General features: G+C 58.6%; 21 protein-coding genes. 13 read left to right on the plus strand and 8 right to left on the minus strand.

Features of this window, described 5'->3' with window-relative positions; translation table 11 throughout:
• Positions 1-73: 73 nt before the first annotated feature.
• From BP758_RS03830 to BP758_RS03840, 3 genes are read left to right on the plus strand one after another with little or no spacing between them, the layout of a single operon-like run.
• A complete protein-coding gene (locus tag BP758_RS03830) occupies positions 74-970 on the plus strand; it encodes a DUF58 domain-containing protein (RefSeq protein ID WP_292368860.1) in 897 nt (298 codons plus the stop codon).
• Positions 954-1,904: a vWA domain-containing protein gene (locus BP758_RS03835; protein WP_292368862.1), complete on the plus strand. Its 951-nt coding sequence runs from the start codon at positions 954-956 to the stop codon at positions 1,902-1,904. Before BP758_RS03830 ends, BP758_RS03835 begins: the two co-directional genes overlap by 17 nt.
• Positions 1,901-3,448, plus strand: a complete 1,548-nt coding sequence (locus tag BP758_RS03840; protein ID WP_292368864.1) for a hypothetical protein — start codon at positions 1,901-1,903, stop codon at positions 3,446-3,448. The genes BP758_RS03835 and BP758_RS03840 overlap by 4 nt, the downstream gene beginning before the upstream one ends.
• Positions 3,449-3,551: 103 nt before the next feature.
• Here the strand turns inward: BP758_RS03840 and BP758_RS03845 are convergent, their stop codons facing one another.
• Positions 3,552-4,106 (minus strand): DJ-1/PfpI family protein, encoded by a 555-nt coding sequence (locus BP758_RS03845; protein WP_292368866.1) that lies wholly within the window; start codon positions 4,104-4,106, stop codon positions 3,552-3,554.
• 366 nt (positions 4,107-4,472) lie between these two features.
• Here BP758_RS03845 and BP758_RS03850 point away from each other — a divergent pair, with 366 nt between their 5' ends.
• From BP758_RS03850 to BP758_RS03880, 7 genes are all read left to right on the plus strand, one after another.
• Positions 4,473-5,930: a hypothetical protein gene (locus BP758_RS03850; RefSeq protein WP_292368868.1), complete on the plus strand. Its 1,458-nt coding sequence runs from the start codon at positions 4,473-4,475 to the stop codon at positions 5,928-5,930.
• Positions 5,931-6,019: 89 nt separating this feature from the next.
• A complete protein-coding gene (locus BP758_RS03855) occupies positions 6,020-7,399 on the plus strand; it encodes a zinc-ribbon domain-containing protein (RefSeq protein WP_292368870.1) in 1,380 nt (459 codons plus the stop codon).
• Positions 7,400-7,533: 134 nt separating this feature from the next.
• Entirely contained in the window at positions 7,534-8,736 is a 1,203-nt protein-coding gene (locus BP758_RS03860; protein WP_292368872.1) for a methionine adenosyltransferase, read from the plus strand.
• Positions 8,737-8,800: 64 nt separating this feature from the next.
• The gene (gene hisG, locus BP758_RS03865) at positions 8,801-9,658 is read left to right on the plus strand and encodes an ATP phosphoribosyltransferase (RefSeq protein WP_292368874.1); all 858 of its coding nucleotides are present in this window, start codon (positions 8,801-8,803) and stop codon (positions 9,656-9,658) included.
• Between the two features lie 4 nt (positions 9,659-9,662).
• Complete coding sequence (gene hisA / locus BP758_RS03870; protein ID WP_292368876.1) at positions 9,663-10,373, plus strand: 1-(5-phosphoribosyl)-5-[(5-phosphoribosylamino)methylideneamino]imidazole-4-carboxamide isomerase; 711 nt, start codon at positions 9,663-9,665, stop codon at positions 10,371-10,373.
• A complete protein-coding gene (gene hisB, locus BP758_RS03875) occupies positions 10,370-10,951 on the plus strand; it encodes an imidazoleglycerol-phosphate dehydratase HisB (RefSeq protein ID WP_292368878.1) in 582 nt (193 codons plus the stop codon). Before hisA ends, hisB begins: the two co-directional genes overlap by 4 nt.
• A 30-nt stretch (positions 10,952-10,981) precedes the next feature.
• Positions 10,982-11,281 (plus strand): hypothetical protein, encoded by a 300-nt coding sequence (locus tag BP758_RS03880; RefSeq protein WP_292368880.1) that lies wholly within the window; start codon positions 10,982-10,984, stop codon positions 11,279-11,281.
• Positions 11,282-11,395: 114 nt separating this feature from the next.
• Here BP758_RS03880 and BP758_RS03885 read toward each other — a convergent pair whose 3' ends face one another.
• The 3 genes from BP758_RS03885 to BP758_RS03895 form a co-directional block, all read right to left on the minus strand.
• Positions 11,396-11,602, minus strand: a complete 207-nt coding sequence (locus BP758_RS03885) for a histone family protein (protein ID WP_292368882.1) — start codon at positions 11,600-11,602, stop codon at positions 11,396-11,398.
• Positions 11,603-11,798: 196 nt separating this feature from the next.
• Positions 11,799-12,554 carry a methanogenesis marker protein Mmp4/MtxX gene (gene mtxX / locus BP758_RS03890; RefSeq protein ID WP_292368884.1) on the minus strand — a complete coding sequence of 252 codons (756 nt, stop codon included), beginning with the start codon at positions 12,552-12,554 and terminating at the stop codon, positions 11,799-11,801.
• The gene (locus BP758_RS03895; protein ID WP_292369962.1) at positions 12,551-13,552 is read right to left on the minus strand and encodes a methanogenesis marker 2 protein; all 1,002 of its coding nucleotides are present in this window, start codon (positions 13,550-13,552) and stop codon (positions 12,551-12,553) included. Before BP758_RS03895 ends, mtxX begins: the two co-directional genes overlap by 4 nt.
• Positions 13,553-13,648: 96 nt before the next feature.
• Here BP758_RS03895 and BP758_RS03900 point away from each other — a divergent pair, with 96 nt between their 5' ends.
• A complete protein-coding gene (locus BP758_RS03900) occupies positions 13,649-15,088 on the plus strand; it encodes a replication factor C large subunit (RefSeq protein ID WP_292368886.1) in 1,440 nt (479 codons plus the stop codon).
• Here BP758_RS03900 and BP758_RS03905 read toward each other — a convergent pair.
• Positions 15,085-15,486 carry a UPF0146 family protein gene (locus BP758_RS03905; RefSeq protein ID WP_292368888.1) on the minus strand — a complete coding sequence of 134 codons (402 nt, stop codon included), beginning with the start codon at positions 15,484-15,486 and terminating at the stop codon, positions 15,085-15,087. The two genes, BP758_RS03900 and BP758_RS03905, sit on opposite strands and share 4 nt — an antisense overlap.
• A 16-nt stretch (positions 15,487-15,502) precedes the next feature.
• Here BP758_RS03905 and BP758_RS03910 point away from each other — a divergent pair, with 16 nt between their 5' ends.
• Entirely contained in the window at positions 15,503-16,054 is a 552-nt protein-coding gene (locus BP758_RS03910) for an archaemetzincin family Zn-dependent metalloprotease (protein ID WP_292368890.1), read from the plus strand.
• Between the two features lie 149 nt (positions 16,055-16,203).
• Here the strand turns inward: BP758_RS03910 and BP758_RS03915 are convergent, their stop codons facing one another.
• Positions 16,204-16,791 (minus strand): hypothetical protein, encoded by a 588-nt coding sequence (locus BP758_RS03915; RefSeq protein WP_292368893.1) that lies wholly within the window; start codon positions 16,789-16,791, stop codon positions 16,204-16,206.
• Positions 16,792-16,872: 81 nt separating this feature from the next.
• Positions 16,873-17,445, minus strand: a complete 573-nt coding sequence (locus BP758_RS03920) for an RDD family protein (RefSeq protein WP_292368896.1) — start codon at positions 17,443-17,445, stop codon at positions 16,873-16,875.
• A 145-nt stretch (positions 17,446-17,590) separates the two neighbouring features.
• On the opposite strand from BP758_RS03920, the gene BP758_RS03925 reads away from it, so the two are divergent.
• A complete protein-coding gene (locus BP758_RS03925; protein ID WP_292368898.1) occupies positions 17,591-18,712 on the plus strand; it encodes a hypothetical protein in 1,122 nt (373 codons plus the stop codon).
• A gap of 38 nt (positions 18,713-18,750) precedes the next feature.
• Here the strand turns inward: BP758_RS03925 and BP758_RS03930 are convergent, their stop codons facing one another.
• The gene (locus BP758_RS03930) at positions 18,751-19,635 is read right to left on the minus strand and encodes an MBL fold metallo-hydrolase (protein WP_292368899.1); all 885 of its coding nucleotides are present in this window, start codon (positions 19,633-19,635) and stop codon (positions 18,751-18,753) included.
• Positions 19,636-19,678 lie beyond the last annotated feature (43 nt).

Here is a 19,678-nt window from a genome sequence, read left to right on the forward strand (position 1 = left end):
CCCGTGCAGTGCCGATGCTGAGCAGGGCATTTTTCCTACCCGAAACAAGAGGTTCCTTTATGGGGGATGCGGGATGGACGACCGCGCCGAACTGATCCGCCAGCTCAAAAAGATCGATCTTGCAACCGGCATCCTTGTCGAAGGGCTCCAGTCCGGTCCGCACCACTCGGTCTTTAAGGGGCAGGGCATCGAGTTCTCCGAGATCCGCGAGTACGTGCCCGGGGACGATGTGCGCTCCATCGACTGGAAGGTGACGGCACGCTACAGCCGCCCGTTCATCAAGGAGTTCACCGAGGAGCGGGACCAGACGTTCTACTTTGTCGTGGACATCTCCGGGTCCTCGGGATTTGGCTCCGAGACAACAAAACAGAGAAAGATCCTCGAAGTAACAGCGAGCCTTGCGTTTGCGGCGGTAAAAAACAACGACCGGATCGGCCTCGTGCTCTTCTCGGACCGGGTGGAGAAGTTCATCCCGGCCAAACGCGGGAGAAAACACCTGGCAAACCTCTTCAACGTGATGATCGACCATGCGGCAGCGTCGCAAAAGACCGATCTGGCCGCCGCGGCCCGGTTCCTTGCCGGTGCCCTCTCGCGCCGGTGTTCGATTGTCATCCTCTCGGACTTTGCGTCCCCGGACTTTTTCCTGCCGCTCCGGATCCTCCGGCGCCGCCACGAGGTGCTTGCGATCCGGGTCGCCGACCCGCGGGAACTCGACCTGCCCGATGTGGGCTTAATAGAACTCGAAGACCCCGAGACCGGTGAGCAGGTCCTTGTCGATACTTCGGACCCGGTCTTCCGCGAGCGCTACAGCGAGCTCGTTACGGAAGCAGACCGGCGCCTGCACGCGGACTTTGCAAAGAACCGGATCCCGGAGACGGCGCTTTTGACTGACGAACCCTACGACATCCCGTTAAAACGGTTCTTTGGCGGGGTGGCAAAGAGGAGGGCGGGCTATGTCCGGGTTTTATGAGCCGGCCTGGCTGTTTGCCCTCCTCCTCATTCCGGTGCTTGCCGGCGTCTACTGGTACATCACCCGGAAAAAGAAGCAGGAAGCCATCGCTTTCTCCCGGATAGCGTTCGTGAAATCCGCGCTCGGCGATGCACGGAAATCAAAAAGAGCCCATATCCTCTTTATCGTAGCGCTCGCGGTCATCGGTCTTCTGGTCATCGGCCTGGCCGACCCCCACATCCCACTCGAACAGACCAAAGAAGGGACCAACGTCATCCTCGTCCTCGATATTTCGGGGAGCATGCAGGCAAACGATTACCAGCCCACGCGTATCGAGGCGGCAAAGACCGCTGCCGAACAGCTCGTTTCAAGTCTCGACCCGAAGGATTCCGTTGGGGTCGTAACCTTCCAGTCCGGTGCAACCACGGCTGCGTACCTCAGCCAGGACAAGGATCGGGTAAAAGAGAAGATTGGGGCGATCGAGCCGAGCAGCGGGGAGACCGCGATCGGCGACGGCCTTGCGCTCGGGGTAGATATGGCCCAGTCGGTGCCAAACAAGAAAAGCGTGATCATCCTCCTCTCGGATGGCGTCAATAATGCCGGAGTCATCTCCCCGGACGAAGCAGTTGCGCTTGCAAAAACCGCCGGCATCCCGGTCTTTACCGTTGGCCTCGGGACAACGACCCCGACCGTGCTCGGCTATGACTGGATGGGCAACCCCCAGTATGCCCAGCTCGACGAAAAGACGCTCCAGTCGATTGCCGACCAGACCGGCGGGAAGTACTTCAAGTCGGTCGATGAGCGGACGCTCAAGACCGTGTATTCGGGATTAAGCTCCAGCATCGTGCACGAAAAAGAGGATACGAGTATCAGGGACTGGTTCTTTGCCGCTGCCCTTCTCCTCCTCATCATCGAATTCTGGCTCCGGTATGGCAGGGGGCGGATCATCCAATGAAGGCGTGGCATGCAGGACTCTTCCTGCTCCTCTGTGCCCTGCTCGTGGTCCCGGCCGCTCTTGCAGCCGGAATCACGATCACATCCGACAAGACCGATTACTACTTCGCCCTCGGGGATACCGCAGCGATCGCGCTTCCGGTCACCAACACCTACGATCACGATATCGACGGGACGCTCCAGTTCACGACCGTAGAACAGCTCCAGAACACCGGTTCTACCTTAACGAGCACCAAGAACCGGGTCTATACCACCACGGTTCCCTCGGGCAGCTCGTATATCAACATCAGCGCCGGGACCTCGAATGTCCCGGAGTCGATCCAGATCCAGGTCGCCTTCCAGTACACGGACCCCTCGGCAACCCAGGTAACGCTCCCGACCATCACGGTCCACTTCGTGCAGGACCCCGCGCAGTACACGCAGTCGCAGGGTGGAAAGCAGACGAGCACGAGCGGCGCTGCAACCTCGGCCTTCGGGTCCAGCTCGGTCCAGGTCATGCAGCAGTCGGTATCGGTCCAGCAGCAGGCAGGCCGCGATGCATCTCAATCGTCTTCCTCGGCACTCCAGAACAACCAGATGTCGCAGGATACGTCGGCCTTAAAAGAGCAGCTCCAGCGCGAGGCGGCAGAGAAGGAACAGGCAAAGAAGGCATTTGCCCAGGCCCTCGATGCCGACCCGCTTGTCCGACAGGTAAACGAGACCCTTGCGGCTGATGGCTATTCCCGGGCGTCCGTTGACACGACCCCGACATCGGGTTCCGACGGCTCCTTTGCCATGACATACCAGAATGCAGCAGGAGAGCAGGTTACCCTGAACGGTGCCATGACACAGGGCGTCGTACCCTCGGTTCTCGAACAGTCGGCGACTACCCTCAACGTGACCTCTCCGCTTGCAGCAAACACCACGTACCAGTCGTTTGTCCGGACGCTCTCCGACAAGGGCTATACCCGGAATACCACGCTCACGAACGTGACCCTCACCGGGGCAATGGTCAACGTGACCTACCTCACGGACAAAGGGACACCGGGATTTGTCAATGCAACCGTAGAGAACGGGAACGTAACGCAGGTCTCGCTCGGCCTCAATGAAAAAGGCCCGGATTATCTGCTCATCGCGATCATTGCCGTGGTCCTTGTCATTGCAGCGGTCTGTGCGTGGTTGATCTGGCGGCGCCTGAAAGCCAGAAAACCGGTCCTTCCGGCAGTCGTTTCCCCTCTGCGCCCTACGCCGGTCCCGCTCGATTACCGCAAAGAGGCCCTGCGCCTGCTTGCAGAAGCTGAGGCAGCCTACGGCCGCCACGAGTTCCGCGACGCATACGGCCTTGCCGGACGGGCAGCCCGGGTCTTCCTCTCGTACTACCATGGCGACCGGCGCGAACTCACCAATGCCGAGCTCGTATCCGTTCTCGCTGCTTCCCGCCGGCCCGGTGCCGAGGTTATCGGTACGATCCTCGAACGGACAAGCGATGTGGAGTTTGCAAAGGGAATGCCGGACGATACCGAGTTTGCCGCAATAATCAGGCAGATCCGCGAACTTGTAACATAACCGACGCACCAGAAACAGAAGTACTCCCGATTGTGGTGGGGCAGCCCGAAGGCTCCATTTTTATCCGGTACCGGCTTTGCCGGTCAGAAAAAGAGAGAGAGGATCAGTACTGGAATCCCTTGCCCGAGGGTGTTCCCCAGGGGTCCGAGGTGACTTCCTTTACCACGGCAGCAGCAAATGCCTTTGCTGCCTGCGGGCCGTTTGCCGTAATGATCCGTCCGTCTTTTACCACCGGTTCATCGACAACGACAGCCCGTCCTTTCTTCATCTCAAAGACGGCAGTCTGGCTGTTGTATACCGTTGCCTTCTTTCCTTTGAGGATACCAGCGTGGGCGAGCACGACCGGCGCAAGGCAGATCGCAGCAACGACCTTGTCGGTCTCATAAAAGAAACCCGCAAGGCGAACCAGGAGATCGTCGTCCCAGAGATGGATCTGGCTTCCGTTTCCGCCGATAATAATAAGGGCCTCGTAGTTTTTGGGGTCGATCTCATCAAAAGACATAGTGGCGGTCACCTTCGCGCCGAGCATCCCGGTACAGGTGCCCGAACGTGTCGATGCAATATCAAAAGGGATCTGCGCCTGTTTGAGCGCCGCCACCGGTTCTGCCAGTTCTTCGTCCCGGAACTTCTCGGGAGCGACTGCTAGTACGACCTTCATGGTACCCGAATTTTCCTGTAATGATATTTGAGGATTGTCTTTTTCTGGTGAATCCTCCTGCCGCGCATTCCGGGATCTCCTCATTAAGTCTGCGGCGGATAAGAAGAGGGAGGGTGAACTGGAGCGCGTCGCCGTCAAACGAGCGGACTGTATATGCGGTTACTCCCGGACGGCCCCGGGCAGTATCGACAGCCCTCCGGTCACCTCAGGAAAGGGAGAGCAGCGCTGCACAAAAAGAATCCAGCCCGCAACGCTCCATGATCCTGCATTCTCATGCTGACCGTAAAAAACCCGGCGGATGGATCGCGGTACAGTCTGCAAGTGTTTATCCGCGATTCCCGCCAACAGGTAAGGGCGAAAATACCCATGGCGGCCCCCCAGTTCCTTCCGATACCAAAAAATATCCATGCACTTGCCTGCGAGACTATCAACCGTCGGGTAGCCCGGCTCCCGTTCCCCCGCGAGGGGGTGGAGATAACCCCGGAGCTGGTCGCGGTTGCCATGGAGTGCCTCAACGCCGAGGTTCTCCGGACACTTCCCCTTAAGACCCTGGAAAAAGGGGACCGCACAGTACCGGGGCTTGGCGAGTGCCTCTCGGGAAGACTCGGCGGGAACCAGAGCGCAGTAGCTGCCGCGATCGCCGATGTCCTTTCCACCGCCGGCCTTACCGAACCGGCAGAAATGATCGATACAAAAACCCGCACCCAGATGCGGGGGATCCGGCTGATCTCCGCATGGACCTGGCATATCGGATCGGGGGACGTGGGATCTGCCGTAAGCCCGGGAACCTCCGGCGGTGCGGGAGATGCATGGCTTGCCCGGTGCCCGGTCTGCCGGACCGGCATCCTCAACCGGGTTACCGGGAAACGGCTCTTTGGGATCCCCCCGACAGACTATTATCTTGACTGTTCCCACTGCGGCGCCAAGTTTGTGCCGGAGAAAGACCGGTTCCGGCTTGTCTCGATCGCCCATATCTCCGATCCCCGCTGGCGCCAGCACCTGAATTCTGCAAAATCGGCGGACGACTGGGCGGCACTTGCACGCATGGAACAGGAGGGAAAACCCGCCTCGTCTTCCCGTGTGCGGGTCACCGGGTACCGGCTTAAAGCGCCCAGGCCCGAGGCTCCGCCCGTTACGGCCCCGGTGCATCGGCCGGCACGCCCGGCCCGTGAGATAGAAGGTATCCCGGCATCGTTTTCTGCGCTCCGCGACGGGACGCTTGCCGTTCCCGGGGAGACAAAGACCCTGTACTTCCGGCCCGTTGCACTGCAGTTCCTCAAAGGCCTGCGCCATGATCTCTTTACCCAGTCGAAACGGACCGTAAAAGAAGCACTTGGGCAGCCGGCGTTTTCCTCCCTTGTTCAGGAATGCGGGCAGGATCTCTCAAAATACCAGGACAGCCGGCTCGGCCAGGTCATGGCAGACTTCCGGCTGCGGAGCAACATGGTGTACCGGCGTTTCCTGAATGCCTATGGCGAAGAGGATTTTTCCTCGTTCTGCCTGCAGGACGAGGAGACCGGGCATGCACAGGGAATCCTGATGATCTATGCAAAAGGCAGGATCTGCCATATCGAAGGCTGCCATACCGGTTTTTCCGAACTGATCGAGCGGCGATTCGGCGCCCTCATGTCGGATGCCTGTTACCGTGACGGCGATGAAACTGCATGCCGGATAAACAGCATTGTCACTACATGCCGGCCCGCCCCGGTCATCTATATCCACGCGGTTTCCAATGATACCGGGATCGATGCGATGGTTGCCGCCCTGACTGCGCGGTACCTTTCTGCCGATCCTAAACCACGGGAGACATCGGTTGTCCCGTAATTAACAAAAACAGGTAACAGAGCATTTTTCATATCATAAGAAAACATTATACTTATCTACTCTGGGTAGCGGGTAAGGGAGAAGATCTGATGAAAAAGTGTCCGCACTGCGGGATGAATATCCGGGATAATGTCGAGGTCTGCGGATACTGCGGGGGCGAGATCCCGACAGGCACCCCGGCGCGGTCGGCAGCCGGCCGGCCGGCCCAGGCCCCGCAGCGCAATATCCCCCAAAAGCAGGCGCCAAAGCGGGAACAGGAAAAACCCGCCGGTGAACCGGATGGCGAGGAAGAGGAAGATGGCGGACTCTCGCGTGTGCTCCAGTCCGGGGAGCAGATCCTGATTGGTTCATTAAACGTCTCGGTAAAAAAGTTCGCTTTTCATGCCTATCTCACGAACCAGCGGATCTTTTTGATCGACTCCCAGGAAAAGAAGATCCGGGTCACCGCAAAAGACGTTCCCCGCCCCACCATTGCCGACAGCACCATTGAGTATTCCGAAAATTCCGACCCGGTGCTTGTCCTTTCCGTGAAATCGGCCGATGACGAGGATATCAAGACCATGAAACTGGTCTTTACCCAGGACGGTACCGACCGGTCGGCAGAGGTCGAGGACTGGGTTGCGCTCCTGCACGAGGAGACCAGAGGCAAGAAACCGCGCCGGGCAACCCCGCCACCCGCAAGGGAAGAGCCTGCCGAAGAACCTCTTGTTGAAGAGGAGCAGGAAGAGGAACCGGAAGATTTGCCGCCGGTCCGCCCGGCAAAGCCGGCAGTACGCCACGAGGAACTCCGCCCGACCCACAAGCCCCTCAAGGAGCATGAGCGCCAGCCCCCGGTAAAGCGCCTGATGCCGATTGTCCGGGAGCCCGAAGAACCAGAAGTTGTGCCCCAGCACCGGAAGGTGCAGGTGCGGACAGTTGGCGAACAGCAGCAGCACCCGGTACGATCCGATACCCTGCTCATAAAAAAACCGGAGGTACATACCGCAGTCCGTTCGGCCATGAATAACCCGGTCCAGCCAATGCGGCAGACCACCATCCGCCCAATCCGGAGCACCTCTGTCGAGCCAATCCGCCGCCCCATTCCTGAACCGGAGCCTCTCGCCGAGATACCACCGGTCGAGATGCCAACCATCCGCCGGCAGGTTATGCCGCCGGAGGAATCTGCCGAGAACCCGCAGTTCTGTTATAACTGCGGGAAGAAACTCCCGGCAGAGGCAAATTTCTGCCCGGGATGCGGGACGAAACTGGGGCGTGCAAAGGCCGAAACAACGGCAGCCCGGCACGCCAAAACCCTTCCCCGGCCGGCTCCTGCCGCTGCGGCAACGACTGCGCCGCACCTGAAAAAGCTCCCGCGTATCGAGGAAGTCCACGAAGATGACGAGGATGTGGAACCGCCCCGCAGGCCCCCGGTAAAGCGGACCCCTAAGGGGAGCGATATGACGATCCTCCAGAAGTTCCTCCGGCGTTAGAGCCCATCCCCTTAAGGGTTTTTTATTACTCCCGGGAATATTTCTTCCGCATCTCTTGCCTAAGAAGAAATGGTTATATGAATCACCGTCTCTTTTAATAGTACGATTACGGAGTAAACCCGAGGAAATAGTAAATGAAGCGAAATATCCAGATCGAAGCATTAAACCAGATCCCGTTGGAAAAGCAGCAGATCGAACTTGTCGAACGCAAATGCCTTGGGCACCCCGACAGCATTGCTGACGGTATCGCGGAGTCTATCTCCCGGGCCCTCTGCAAGACCTATCTCGATCACTTCGGTGTCGTCCTCCACCACAACACCGACCAGGGCGAGGTCGTTGCGGGCGAGTCCTGCCCGAAGTTCGGCGGCGGCAAGATGATCCGGCCTATCTACATTCTCCTTGACGGCCGGGCCACCAAGCAGTTTGACGGCGTCACCCTCCCCACCGATGCAGTTGCCGTTGAGGCAGCACACGAGTACCTCCACTCGATCCTGCCCGAGCTCAACCTCCAGCGCGATGTCATCATCGACAGCAGGCTCGGAACAGGTTCCACCGATCTTCGGGATGTCTTCAAGCCCAAGACCGGCAAGGTTCCGCGGGCAAACGATACCTCGTTCGGGGTCGGCCATGCCCCGTTCTCCGATGTGGAGACCATTATCCGGAACAGCGCCGGCTATATCGATACCAAACTCCGTAAGAAATACCCGGCAATCGGCCAGGACATCAAGATCATGGGCCTGCGGAACGGCAACACCATCACGCTCACCGTAGCCTGTGCCATTGTCGACAAGTACTGTGCGGACATCAAGGAATACCAGGAATACATGGTCCTCTTAAACGAGGAGATCACCAAAGTCGCAAAGAAGAGCACCTCGCGCAAGGTTATCGTCGAAGTCAACACCGCCGACGATATCAAGAACAAGAGTGTTTTCCTGACGGTCACCGGCACCTCGGCCGAGATGGGCGACGACGGTTCTGTAGGCCGGGGCAACCGCTGCAACGGGCTCATCACCCCCAACCGCCCGATGAGTATGGAAGCCACAAGCGGCAAGAATCCGATCAACCACATCGGTAAGATCTACAACCTCCTCTCCACCCAGATAGCCCAGGAAACGGTCAAAGAAGTCTCCGGTGTCGAAGAGATGTACGTCCGGCTCCTCTCCCAGATAGGTAAGCCGATCGACCAGCCGCTCATGGCAAGCATCCAGGTGCTCCCGAAGAAAGGCACCACCTTAAAGGAGATCAACGGAGAAGTCCTCGAGATCGTTGACAAAAACCTTGCAAATGTAACAAGCATCACGGAGAAGGTAATCCGTGGCGAACTCAAGACCTTCTAACCCCAAAAAAGGCACCAGGAAGAATACTCCTGCACCGGCAGGAGACCCCGCTTCTTTTTCCGGCGTGATCCGGCTTGCGATCCCCAATAAAGGCAGGATTGCAGCGCCGATCACCGACCTCATGGAAAAAAGCGGTCTCCACCTGCAGGACACCGCTGAGCGCAAGCTCATTGCCCGGACGCTCGACCCCCACGTAGAGATCCTCTTTGCCCGGCCCATCGATATCCCCGAGTACGTGGCAACGGGAGCAGCAGATCTCGGGATCACCGGCCACGATATGGTCTGCGAGCGGGAGTCCGATGTCGAAGAGCTTCTCGACCTCCAGTTCGGAAAGGCAAAGCTCGTTCTCGCGGTTCGCGAGGACTCTCCCGTAACGAGCATCAAGCAGCTCAAAGGCGCAAAGATCGCTACAGAGTTTCCCACCATCACGAAAAAATACTTTGCAGAGCGCCACGTGCCGGTGACCATCGTCATTGTGGGCGGGGCCTGCGAGGCCACGCCCCATCTCGGGATTGCCGATGCCATTGTCGATCTTTCGAGCTCGGGAAACACCTTAAAGACCAACCGGCTCCGGGTTATTGACGAAGTTCTTGTCACCTCGACCCACCTGATTGCAAACCGCAGGGCGCTTGCAGCAAAGCGCGACAAGATCGACGAGATCCACCTGGCCCTCGAGAGCGTGATCCGGGCCCGCGGCCAGTGCTACCTGATGATGAACGTCAAACGGGCGGCACTTGAGAAGGTGAAAAGCGTCCTGCCCGGCCTTTCGGGTCCGACCGTGATGGACGTTGCATCCACCGAGGACATGGTGGCGGTCCACGCAGTGGTCAACGAGGAACGCGTCTACACGCTGATCAATGCGTTGAAGCGTGCCGGTGCCCGCGATATCCTCGTGATGTCGATCGAACGGATGATCCGCTAGAGCCATGAGAATCTTTCCTGCCGTGGACATCCTTGGCGGACGGTGCGTCCAGCTCGTGCAGGGGAAGCGCGAGACCGCGACCGCGTACGGCGACCCGCTCTCCTGCGCACGGCGCTGGCTCGACGCCGGTGCCGAAGCGCTCCATGTGGTCAATCTCGACGGGGCATTCGGGGAATCTGCGAAAAATGCCGAACTGATCCGGTCCCTCGTTAAAGAGACCGGTGTCGAGATCGAGCTTGGCGGCGGCATCCGCTCGGTCGGCGATGCCCGCCGCTGGCTCGATACCGGCGTCTCCCGCATTATCCTCTCCACCTTTGCGGTAAAAGAGCCGGAGAGCATCCAGACGCTTTCGCATGAGTTCGGGAGCGACCGGGTGATGGCCGGCGTCGATGCTAAGGGGGGGCAGGTGGCGATTCACGGCTGGCAGGAGGCTGCCGGCGATTATATCGGCTGGGCGCAGAGGTTCGAGACCCTCGGCGCCGGGTACCTTCTCTATACGAACGTGGATGTCGAAGGGCTCCAGAACGGAATTGCCGCCGGCCCGGTAAAAAAACTCATCGGGAGTGTTAAAATCCCGGTGGTGGTTGCCGGCGGGGTCTCGGCCCGAACGGACGTAGCAGCCCTGAGGGATGCAGGGGCGTACGGGGCGGTGCTCGGATCGGCGCTGTACAGCGGAAAGATTAACCTTTCAGAGGCACTAGAGGAATCTCGATGAGAAAAGTTACCATTTCGCGGGAGACAAAAGAGACCGCGATCACCCTCACCTTTAACCCAGACGGGACCGGGAAGGTCTCGGTCGAGACCGGCATCCCGTTCTTCGACCACATGCTCACCGGCATGGCAAAACACGGCGGCTTTGATCTTTCCTGCACGGCAAAGGGCGACCTTTCCGTGGACTGCCACCATACGATCGAGGACGTGGGGATCGTGATTGGCGAGGCGGTCAAAAAGGCAATCGGCGACGGGAAGGGTATCACGCGCTTTGGCCACGCCATCATCCCCATGGACGAGTCTCTTGCGCAGGCGGCCCTCGACTGCGGCGGCCGGGGGTATCTCGTCTATACCGGGACGTTCGGGAATAAGACGCTCGGGAATATCCCCTCCGATCTTTTCGAGCATTTCTTCTACTCCCTCTGCATGCACGCCGGGATCACGGCGCATATCACGTTTGCCGGGAAGAACGACCACCACCAGTGCGAGGCGGCCTTCAAGGCGTTCGGGATTGCGCTCGGTAATGCCTTAAGAAAATCCGGCAGGTCAAAGGGCGTCCCGAGCACAAAGGGGACGTTTTAGGCCCGCCGTTCTATTTTTGACGGTTTCCAGGTGATTGATACGGGTGTCTTCCGGTACGACAGTAAATATGCGGCGCCGACAAAGGAGCAGCGCGAACGGTACATGAAAGGGGAGTACGAGGAGCACTGCATCGGGCCGGAGAACGAGATCATGGTGATCGTGTACGACGAAGCAGCGTATCTCAAGGATGAAACGGACGGCTCCCGGATCCTCTTTACCGGGGCAAAGGACAAGGGAAAAGTGTACGACGAGATCTCGAGAATCCTGTCTGAGCATGCTGCAAAAGAGAATAGCAGCAGCGAATTTGTGACCGGGCGCGGGATCGATTGACGTTCCCCGGTTTTACTTTCCCTTTTTCATCACGTTTTTTTGTTTTTAGATAATCTCCTGCAAACGGAGACGGGCATTGATCCCGGAATATCCGTAAGAGAAGAAAAAGAGGATTTAGTTGGACTTGGACGCAAGGTCCACGTCTTCCTTCTTGATGGTCTTCCTGCCTGCGTGCTCTGCGAGCTTGTTGGCTTCCTTGGTGAGCTGGGCAATGTACTTCTCTGCCTTGATCACAAGTGCCTCGGCTGCATCGCTTCCTACTCTTTCGGCTCCGTTCTTCTTTGCAATCCGTACAACAGCGGCGATTGGTAAATCTGCCATTTTACATACCTCAAAAAGAAAGTCTCCTGTCACCTATAAAAACTTTCTGTGAAAATACCGCATATTGCGCACCAAAACGATTTTGGAAGCCATGCAGAAGCGTATAGGGAAAACGCGCTTTGGAATTGCGCAGAATATTTTTTAACCCGTTATATCAGGTTGTTCTGAAAAAAGAGGCCCGTAAACGGGCGAAAATTTATTCCAACAATGCTGCTGCGAGCAATAGCGCATTGGCGTAATCCGGTTGGGCGCGCGAGGTATCCACAAATATTCTATCGATATTTACGACCGGCGCCCCATGTCCGTGCCCGGCTCCCAGAAAGGCGAGCGTCCGGAAGACCAGGTTCCCGGAGATCCCGTCGGGTGCGATGATAAGCCCGCAGCTCTGTACCGCATCTTCGATCAGGATCTCGCAGTGCACGGCATTTCCCAGTTTTGAGACAAGTTCTGCGTCTGCCATGCTCCGGTCCACAACCGGGTGGCGCCCGATATCGCCCAGCCGTCCGCCCGAGAGTATCCCCACCTTGTCCGGAAGGCCGAATTTCTTTGCAATCGCCCGGCCTTTTGCGATAAGGTCGAGTTTGTCAGCCACGGTCCATCCCTCGTCGATCCCAACCGGGGCAAAGAGGAACTTTTTTCCCCCCGCAGTCTCCAGAAGGGCAATGCGTTCGAGGTGGTCGACCCCGGCGCTGCGTTTTAATGCCGCAAGGGTCGCGTTTGCGGGGAGCGTTCCCCGGATCGCGGCGCCAATGCTGCCGTCCATGAGATCGGAAACGAGCGCTTTTTCCGGCGCGGGACTCTCGCGGAGGGTAACCCCGGGGTGACCGGGCGGTACCCGTACCGTCCCGGGCCGGCAATAGCAGGCAATGTCACAGGGCAGATTGACCCGGCAGGCACTCGCGATCACCCGATCTGCGTCCTCTGCTGCTCCGATCCCTATCGTTACCATCATGCCTCATCGCGTGCAAGGCAGGTGATCCCGTTTGCAATAAAATCGAAGACCTCTGCCTCGTTCCCGTCGTATTTGATACGGAGCCGGCGCGTGGCATCGACCGTGCCGATCTCCCGTGCGGTCATACCGACGGCCGCAAAGCGCCGGATGAGTTCGTCCACGTGTTCCTGTTTTGCGGTCAGCACAAAACCCATGCCGGGGTACATCTTCACCCACTGCTCGAATGTCATATGGTTTGCCGCAAGGTCCGGCTTTGGCACCTTGCCGAGGTCGAGTTCCGCGCCTTTCCCGCTCACTTCCAGCAGCATCCCGATCGTCCCGATAAGACCCGGGTTGCTGATATCTTTTCCCGAGGTAACCAGGTGGTCGCGTCCGATCTCCTCAAGGAGTGCAATCTGTGCCCGTACATGGGCGGCGGACTTCATGGTGACCGAGTCCCAGTTTAAGGAGCACGACGGGTGGACCCTGCCGGCAAGATCGAACGTGGCAATAATCCGGTCTCCCTCCTCTGCCTTGTTCGAGTAGATAATCCCGTCGAGCTTTGCCGAGCCGAGAATCGCGACATCGATCACGCTGTAGGGTGCGTCGGGGTGGAGGTGTCCTCCCACAATCGGTACGCCGAACTGGGCGGAGGCATCGTGCATGCCTTTTACCACCTGCTCGTGGGTGTGGGTGTTCTTTGGCATCGAGAAGATGTCCACCATGGCAATCGGTTTCCCGCCCATGGCGGCAATGTCGTGGACATTCACGAGTACCGAGCAGTAGCCGGCCCAGTACGGGTCGGCCTCCATGAGCCGGCTCCAGATGCCGTCTGCTGCAAGGAGGAGCGCTTCCCCGTTATGCTCGATGACCGCTGCATCCTCGCCAAACGAGGCGACAACATGCGGCGCATCGATCTTTAACGCCTTTACCATCTCGCCGATGGCATGTTTCCTCTTTACCCCCTCGTACTCCCTGACCACCTGCGCGATCTTTGTCGTGGAACAGTCTGAAACCACCGTAGTCACCCGGTATATATGAAAAAACAAATTCTTGTACGCTATGTGTGGGCTCATCAGAGATAATTTATTTGATGCAAGGTCGACCTCTCATGCATGGAATGGGCAGAGAAGTACCGTCCCGAACATCTCGCGGATATCGTCGGCAACTCAACCGCGGTCCGCCAGATGGCCGAATGGGCAAAGACCTGGACGTTCCGGTCAAAGCCCCTGCTTCTCTACGGCAAGCCGGGGATCGGGAAGACCACCTCTGCCCATGCGCTCGCACGGGACATGGGCTGGGAAGTGATCGAGCTCAATGCGAGCGACCAGCGGACGGCAGGCGTGATCGAGCGGATTGCCGGCGCCGGGAGTACGACCGCGAGCCTGACCGGATCCTCGCGGAAACTCATCGTAATGGACGAGGCGGACAACCTCCAGGGCACTGCCGACCGGGGCGGGGCGAAGGCGATCATCGAGTGCATCAAAAACGCCCGCCAGCCCATGATCCTTATCGCAAACGACCTGTACGGCCTCTCCGCCGAACTCCGGCTCCGCTGCGAGCCGGTCCAGTTCAAGGCAATCCCCGCCCGGTCGATAGCACCCCGGCTCAAGTACATCTGCGCTGCGGAGAAGATTGCCTGTTCCGAAGGGGCAATCCACGGGATTGCCGAGAGCGCCGCAGGAGACGTCCGGGCTGCGGTGAACATGCTCTATGCCTCGGCCATCGGCCGGGACTCCCTTGGCGACGAACAGGTGCATACCTCGCAAAAGGACGAGCGGGTATCGATCTTTACCCTGGTCTCCGCGATCTTTTCAAAGACTTCCGACGAAGAGCTCCTCCGGCTCTCCTATGATGTGGACGATACGCCGGAGAATATCGAGCAGTGGGTGGAGGGAAACGTGCATTTCATTCCTGACGCTCCTTCAGTGGCAAAAGCCTACCGTTCGCTTTCACGGGCCGACGAGTACATCGGGTACACCTACCGGCGCCAGTATCATACGCTCTGGCGGTACGCAACTGCCCTCATGCTCCTCGGTGTTGCCGATGCTGCCGGGGGCAGGGGCATCCATGCCCGGATCATGCCGCCCGAACGCTGGCAGAAGATGTCCACGGCGAAGCGACAGAAGGCGATCCGGTACAGCGTGCTCTCGCGCCTTGCCTCAACCATGCAGCTCCCGCAGGACACGCTCCGGGAGAAATATCTTGAAACGGTCTCGCTCCTCGTGGAGCACGACCCGGGAACCTATGCGCAGGAACTCATGCTTGATGCAGACGGGCTTAATTTCTTCTTAAACGATCGGGCCCGGGCCCAGGAGATCATCCGGGGTCTTGCAAAAAAAGAGCGGGATAGTGAGGCCGAACAAAAAAAGAAGGCAAAAAAAATAAAACCCGCGGAGAAGGCCGATCCCCCGGCAGCCGCCGAAGTTCCCCCGGTTCCCGTAAAAGAACCGGAACCACCGGCTCCCGAACCAATACCCACACCCGAAACGGAAGAGGAGAACGCCCCAAAGAAGCAGCCGCCCACCCAGTCCACGCTCTTTGACGGGTTTTAGGTGCGCCTGCGGTAATAATGGAGCGGCACGCCGCAATCCACGATCTCTCCCCCATTACCATACCCCTCGAACCCGAGGTGGTAGACCACCAGGTCGCAGTCGATCTGTTCTGCAAGCGCAATGAGCGGGGGGATCATCTCTTCTGCCGGCCGTATCGCATAGATCACATCGGCACCGGCATACCGGGTGAGATCGGGCGAGAAGATATCGTCCCGGGCAAATGAAATCCCTTCCGGCAGGGCACACGGGTGGATATCGACTGCCCGGACCGGGATCCCGGCGTTGTGGATCCGCAGTGCGGCATCCGGGTTGTTCCCGATCCCCGCCTCGACGGGATTTTTATACCGTCCCGCAATGTAGGTACCGACGCAATGCTCAATATGTTTAAACCCGGCCATCCAATAGTATAGAGCGATGCGGCTCCATATTTTTTGGGATCAGCTTGCTCCCGAAGGCCTGCAGCTGCCGGTCGGGAGGATGATCGCGTCGGTAACCGGGATTCCCGCGGTTGTCGTGGAGAACCCGGTCCGTATCATGGGCTTTGTGAATGCGAGGAAACAGATCGACGCCCAGGTGCAGCTCGATCACCTTGCCGCTTACAAACACCAGCACCGGATGGACGAACCGGTCCTTCTCGTGGTCAGCCAGGACCTTTTTAACCCCGGCCATTCCTCCCTCTTCGGCCTTGCACGGGAGCAGGCCGGGGCCGCAGTAGTCTCGACGGCCCGGCTCGCAAACGAGTTCTACGGGCTTCCCCCAAACGACGATGCCCTGTTCGACAGGCTGGTGACCGAGGGGGCCCACGAGGTCGGCCACCTGCTGGGCCTTGCCCACTGCAAAAACCACGAGTGCATCATGTTCTGCCCGGACACGCTCGACGAACTCGACGGCAAGAAGAAGGGATTTTGCGAGGCCTGCCAGAAAGAGCTCGATGCCCGACAGCAGTGCCGGATCGACCAGATCTAAAACACCCGTTTTTGATTTTTATACCACGAGAAAACGGCGGGCCAGCAGCGCCATAAAGCCCCCAGGTCCGGTTTTGTTTTGCCGGCGGGAAGCTTGTCGGGGCAGACGCAAGCACCCATGATGCGCAGGCCCGGTTAAAAAAAGGGGATTTATTCTTTTACCGGGAGGATTTCGATCTCCATCCGGCTGATCTTCTCGTAGATCTTCTTTTCCTTAACAATCGGCCAGAGCTGATAGAGGAGTACCGTGATCGGTTCCCACATCGCAGCCCACCCGATAATCAGGAGCGCGTCGGAAAGCAGCTGGGCGAGAAACTGATTGTGGAGGGCTCCCGCGAACTGTCGGGCGATCATGGCGATCACCATGAATGACAGGCCGACAAGCAGAGCCCATCGCCCGAACCGGAACCGGGCCCGTAACTTTCTGTCGGTTGCAAGTGCCCGGTAGGCGAAGTGCGTGTGGATTGCCGGGATGATCTTCTGTGCCTCGGTACAGTCGCTCTTCCCGGCAGGGAGATAGATGAGAATACCAAACTGTGTCTTTGCCGGAAAATCCTTTACCGTATCGACGATATACTGCTCGGCCGAGGTATCAATCTCCTTCTCGTAGAACGGGGACGGGTCAAATGAATTGAAGAGCTGGGGGATCGAGCTGAGCTTGATCTCGATCATGACCTTCCCGTTCTTCCTGTGGTACATCGATTCGATGTCATGTACCGGTTCGGTTTCAGGAAGCATTGTGCCACTGTAGGGCGGGAAGGCCAATAAACCTCACGAACCAGACACTAAAAAAAAGAGATTGGGGAGTGGCCGGAAGCCTTACTCCTTGTCCTTGACGTATACGATGCCGTCAGGCTCGCTGTAATCGGTCTTGACAACGATCGTGTTCGAGATCCGGTTGAAGACCCTGAGCTTGGTGCCGGGCATAGCGAGCCACCCGATCAGGCAGTCGAGGACGAGTACCGGGATGAACGCTTTCCCGAGGCTCTCGATCGCAGCCGTGGTCCAGTGGATCTTCGAACCGTCGCGGTTGACAACGCGGATGTTTAAGACCATCTTCCCGATGGACTGGCCCTTGTAGCTCTCACAGATGGTCCAGTATAACAGGAAGATCAGGATATCGATGCCGTAATCGAAGACTCCCAGGTGCCAGACATCCCAGAGGGCGTGCATCTTCCAGTTGAGAGGTGCGAGGATGCCGCTGACGATATTCAGGAACAGGATAATCAGGATAATGTCGATAAGCCATGCCCAGAACCGGGTCGACCACTTTGCAAGGTAGAGGGTCTTTCCCCGCGAGATTGCGGGCATGTCCGGTGCCGGAACCTTTTCTGGTTCCGCGGCCGGGGCCGGAGAGGGTTCGGTGGCCGGAGCCGGAATTTCGTCTGCCATAACAGTATACCCGTATGCTTTGCGAGTGAATGAAGGTTGCGAACCGGCAGGTCAGCCTTGTACCTTTGAATTCACTCCCGCCCGGGACAAACCCTTTTATCCCGAGAATAAAATACCGATACCATATCAGGCCGGACGTGCACCTATGACAGAATCGGTCATTACAGAGTATGACGGCAAAGACCGCGACCGGGTGGCCCGGATCTACCGGTACGGGCCGGGCGGGGTCCAGGTCTACGACAGCCACGACAGGCTCCGCAGGATGTACAAATTCTCACCGGGCGAGAATATGATGACGGAGAACGACCCCAAGGCGCCGGCGAAAGTGCTGCGCCGGTTCGTCTTTGACGATTACGGGATGCTCGAAGAGACCTTCTCGTTCGGGAACCCGCCGCGGACCTACCGGTACGAGAACGGCGGGCAGCAGATCGTGATGCGGGAAGGGGGAGACTACGGGGCGGTCGGGAAGACCTACTCGTTCGAAGGATCGGGCGTGGCAGTGACATCATTTGGCCGCGACGGGAGCATCGAACGGGTTTATGTCTTCGAGCCGGGCGGGAGTGCGATCACCATCCGCACCGGCGGCTGGTACGGCGAGGTGGAGCGGACGCTGGTGTTCGACCGGATCGATCCTGTAGTTTTCCGGGCGCCGGACTCCTTTTTACAGTTCCTTTCCTTTACCGAGAAGAGCCAGCGCGAGATCGACGAGGCGATTGACGAAGAGGTTGCAAAGATCCGGGCAGGTTCCGGGGGCAACCGGTATGCCTACACCGGTCCCCGGAATACGGAGGGGAGCGGTAATGCCGAACCTGCCCGCGTTGTTGGCCGGAGGGGGCCGGCGCGGGACGACGATTCCGGTATCGATTTCATTACCGATGCAGATACCCCGCGGGATGTCCCGAGGGGTCCACCGGGTTCGCGCGACGGGGGTGCCGGGATCCCCTTCGAGGAGCGCTGGCAGAGCGCGACAAACGGCAGGGAGGGCGTGTCCTCCGGACGGAGCACCAGCATCCCTCTCGATGAACGGTTCCGGAGTTCGCGCGAGGAGGATCGGACGCTCTCCCGGGGGAGGAGCGCAAACATCCCCCTGGACGAGCGGTTCCAGAGTTCGCGGGACGAGGACCGGACACTGAACCGGGGAAGGAGTGCCGATATCCCGCTCGAAGAACGGTTCCGGAGCAGCGAAGATGACAAGGACGAGCTCACTCCCGGCCGGAGCACGCAGATCTCCTACGAAGAGAGAAAGGCCGGGCGAAGGTTGCCGTAGGCCGGGGGACATCCCTTTTTTCCCGGCACCATCCTGTTTTAGCAGAATTCCCAGCGGAAACCGTCACCTTTCCGCGTGACATAGCCTGCTGAGGTTCCGGCAAAATGCGAACTGCAGTACAGGGCATGCCGGTCCGCGAGATATTCCAGTGCCCGTCTTCGGGAGGCGCGGGCCTTTTCTGCATCTTCGCAGTATACGGAGTTCCATTCGGGCCGGTATACCTGGATCGGGTGGTGCATGATATCTCCCCCAAAGAGCGCCGCCTCTTTGCAGGACTCAAAAACAACCGCCATCTGGCCGGGAGTGTGTCCCGGTACGGGTATGAAGGAAATTCCCGGGAGGAACTCGCTCCCGTCGGGAACAACGAGCTCTGCCTGTCCCGCCTGAACCACCGGGAGGATGCTGTCCTCGTAGATGACAAACTTGACACGGGCATTTTCCGGATAGTTCTCCGGGTTGGAATTCCACTCCAGCTCTGCCTTTGGGAACACATAGGTAGCATTTGGGAAAGAGGGGATCCACGCATCCCCCCGGCGGCGGGTGTTCCACCCGACATGGTCGATGTGGATATGGGTCAGGATCACGTAGTCCACCATCTCCGGGGTTACGCCCGCGGCCCGGAGCCGTTCAAGGAAGGGGGTGTTTAACCGGTGGAACCGGGGGGACCAGACACGTTCCTTGTCGTTTCCCGCGGCGGTGTCGATAAGGATCGTATGCTCTTTTGTCCTGATCAGCCAGGAATGGATACTCTGGATAAGGTGCGTCCGCACCGGATCCATGTTTTCCGGGACCAGCCAGTCAGCGTGTTCGCTAAGAAACAAAGGATCCCAGTCGGGATAGAGATAGTCGGGCGTGTTTGCATCGAGGATCAGTTCCGGTATTTTCGTGATGGTGGCATTGCCCACATGATAGGTCCGTTCCATGATGGTTTCACATATGCTGCCCGTGACAGGTTTTGAGGGCGTT

Origin of the sequence: Methanoregula sp. UBA64 (assembly GCF_002502735.1) — an archaeon.
In the GTDB taxonomy this organism is placed as follows: Archaea; Halobacteriota; Methanomicrobia; order Methanomicrobiales; family Methanospirillaceae; genus Methanoregula.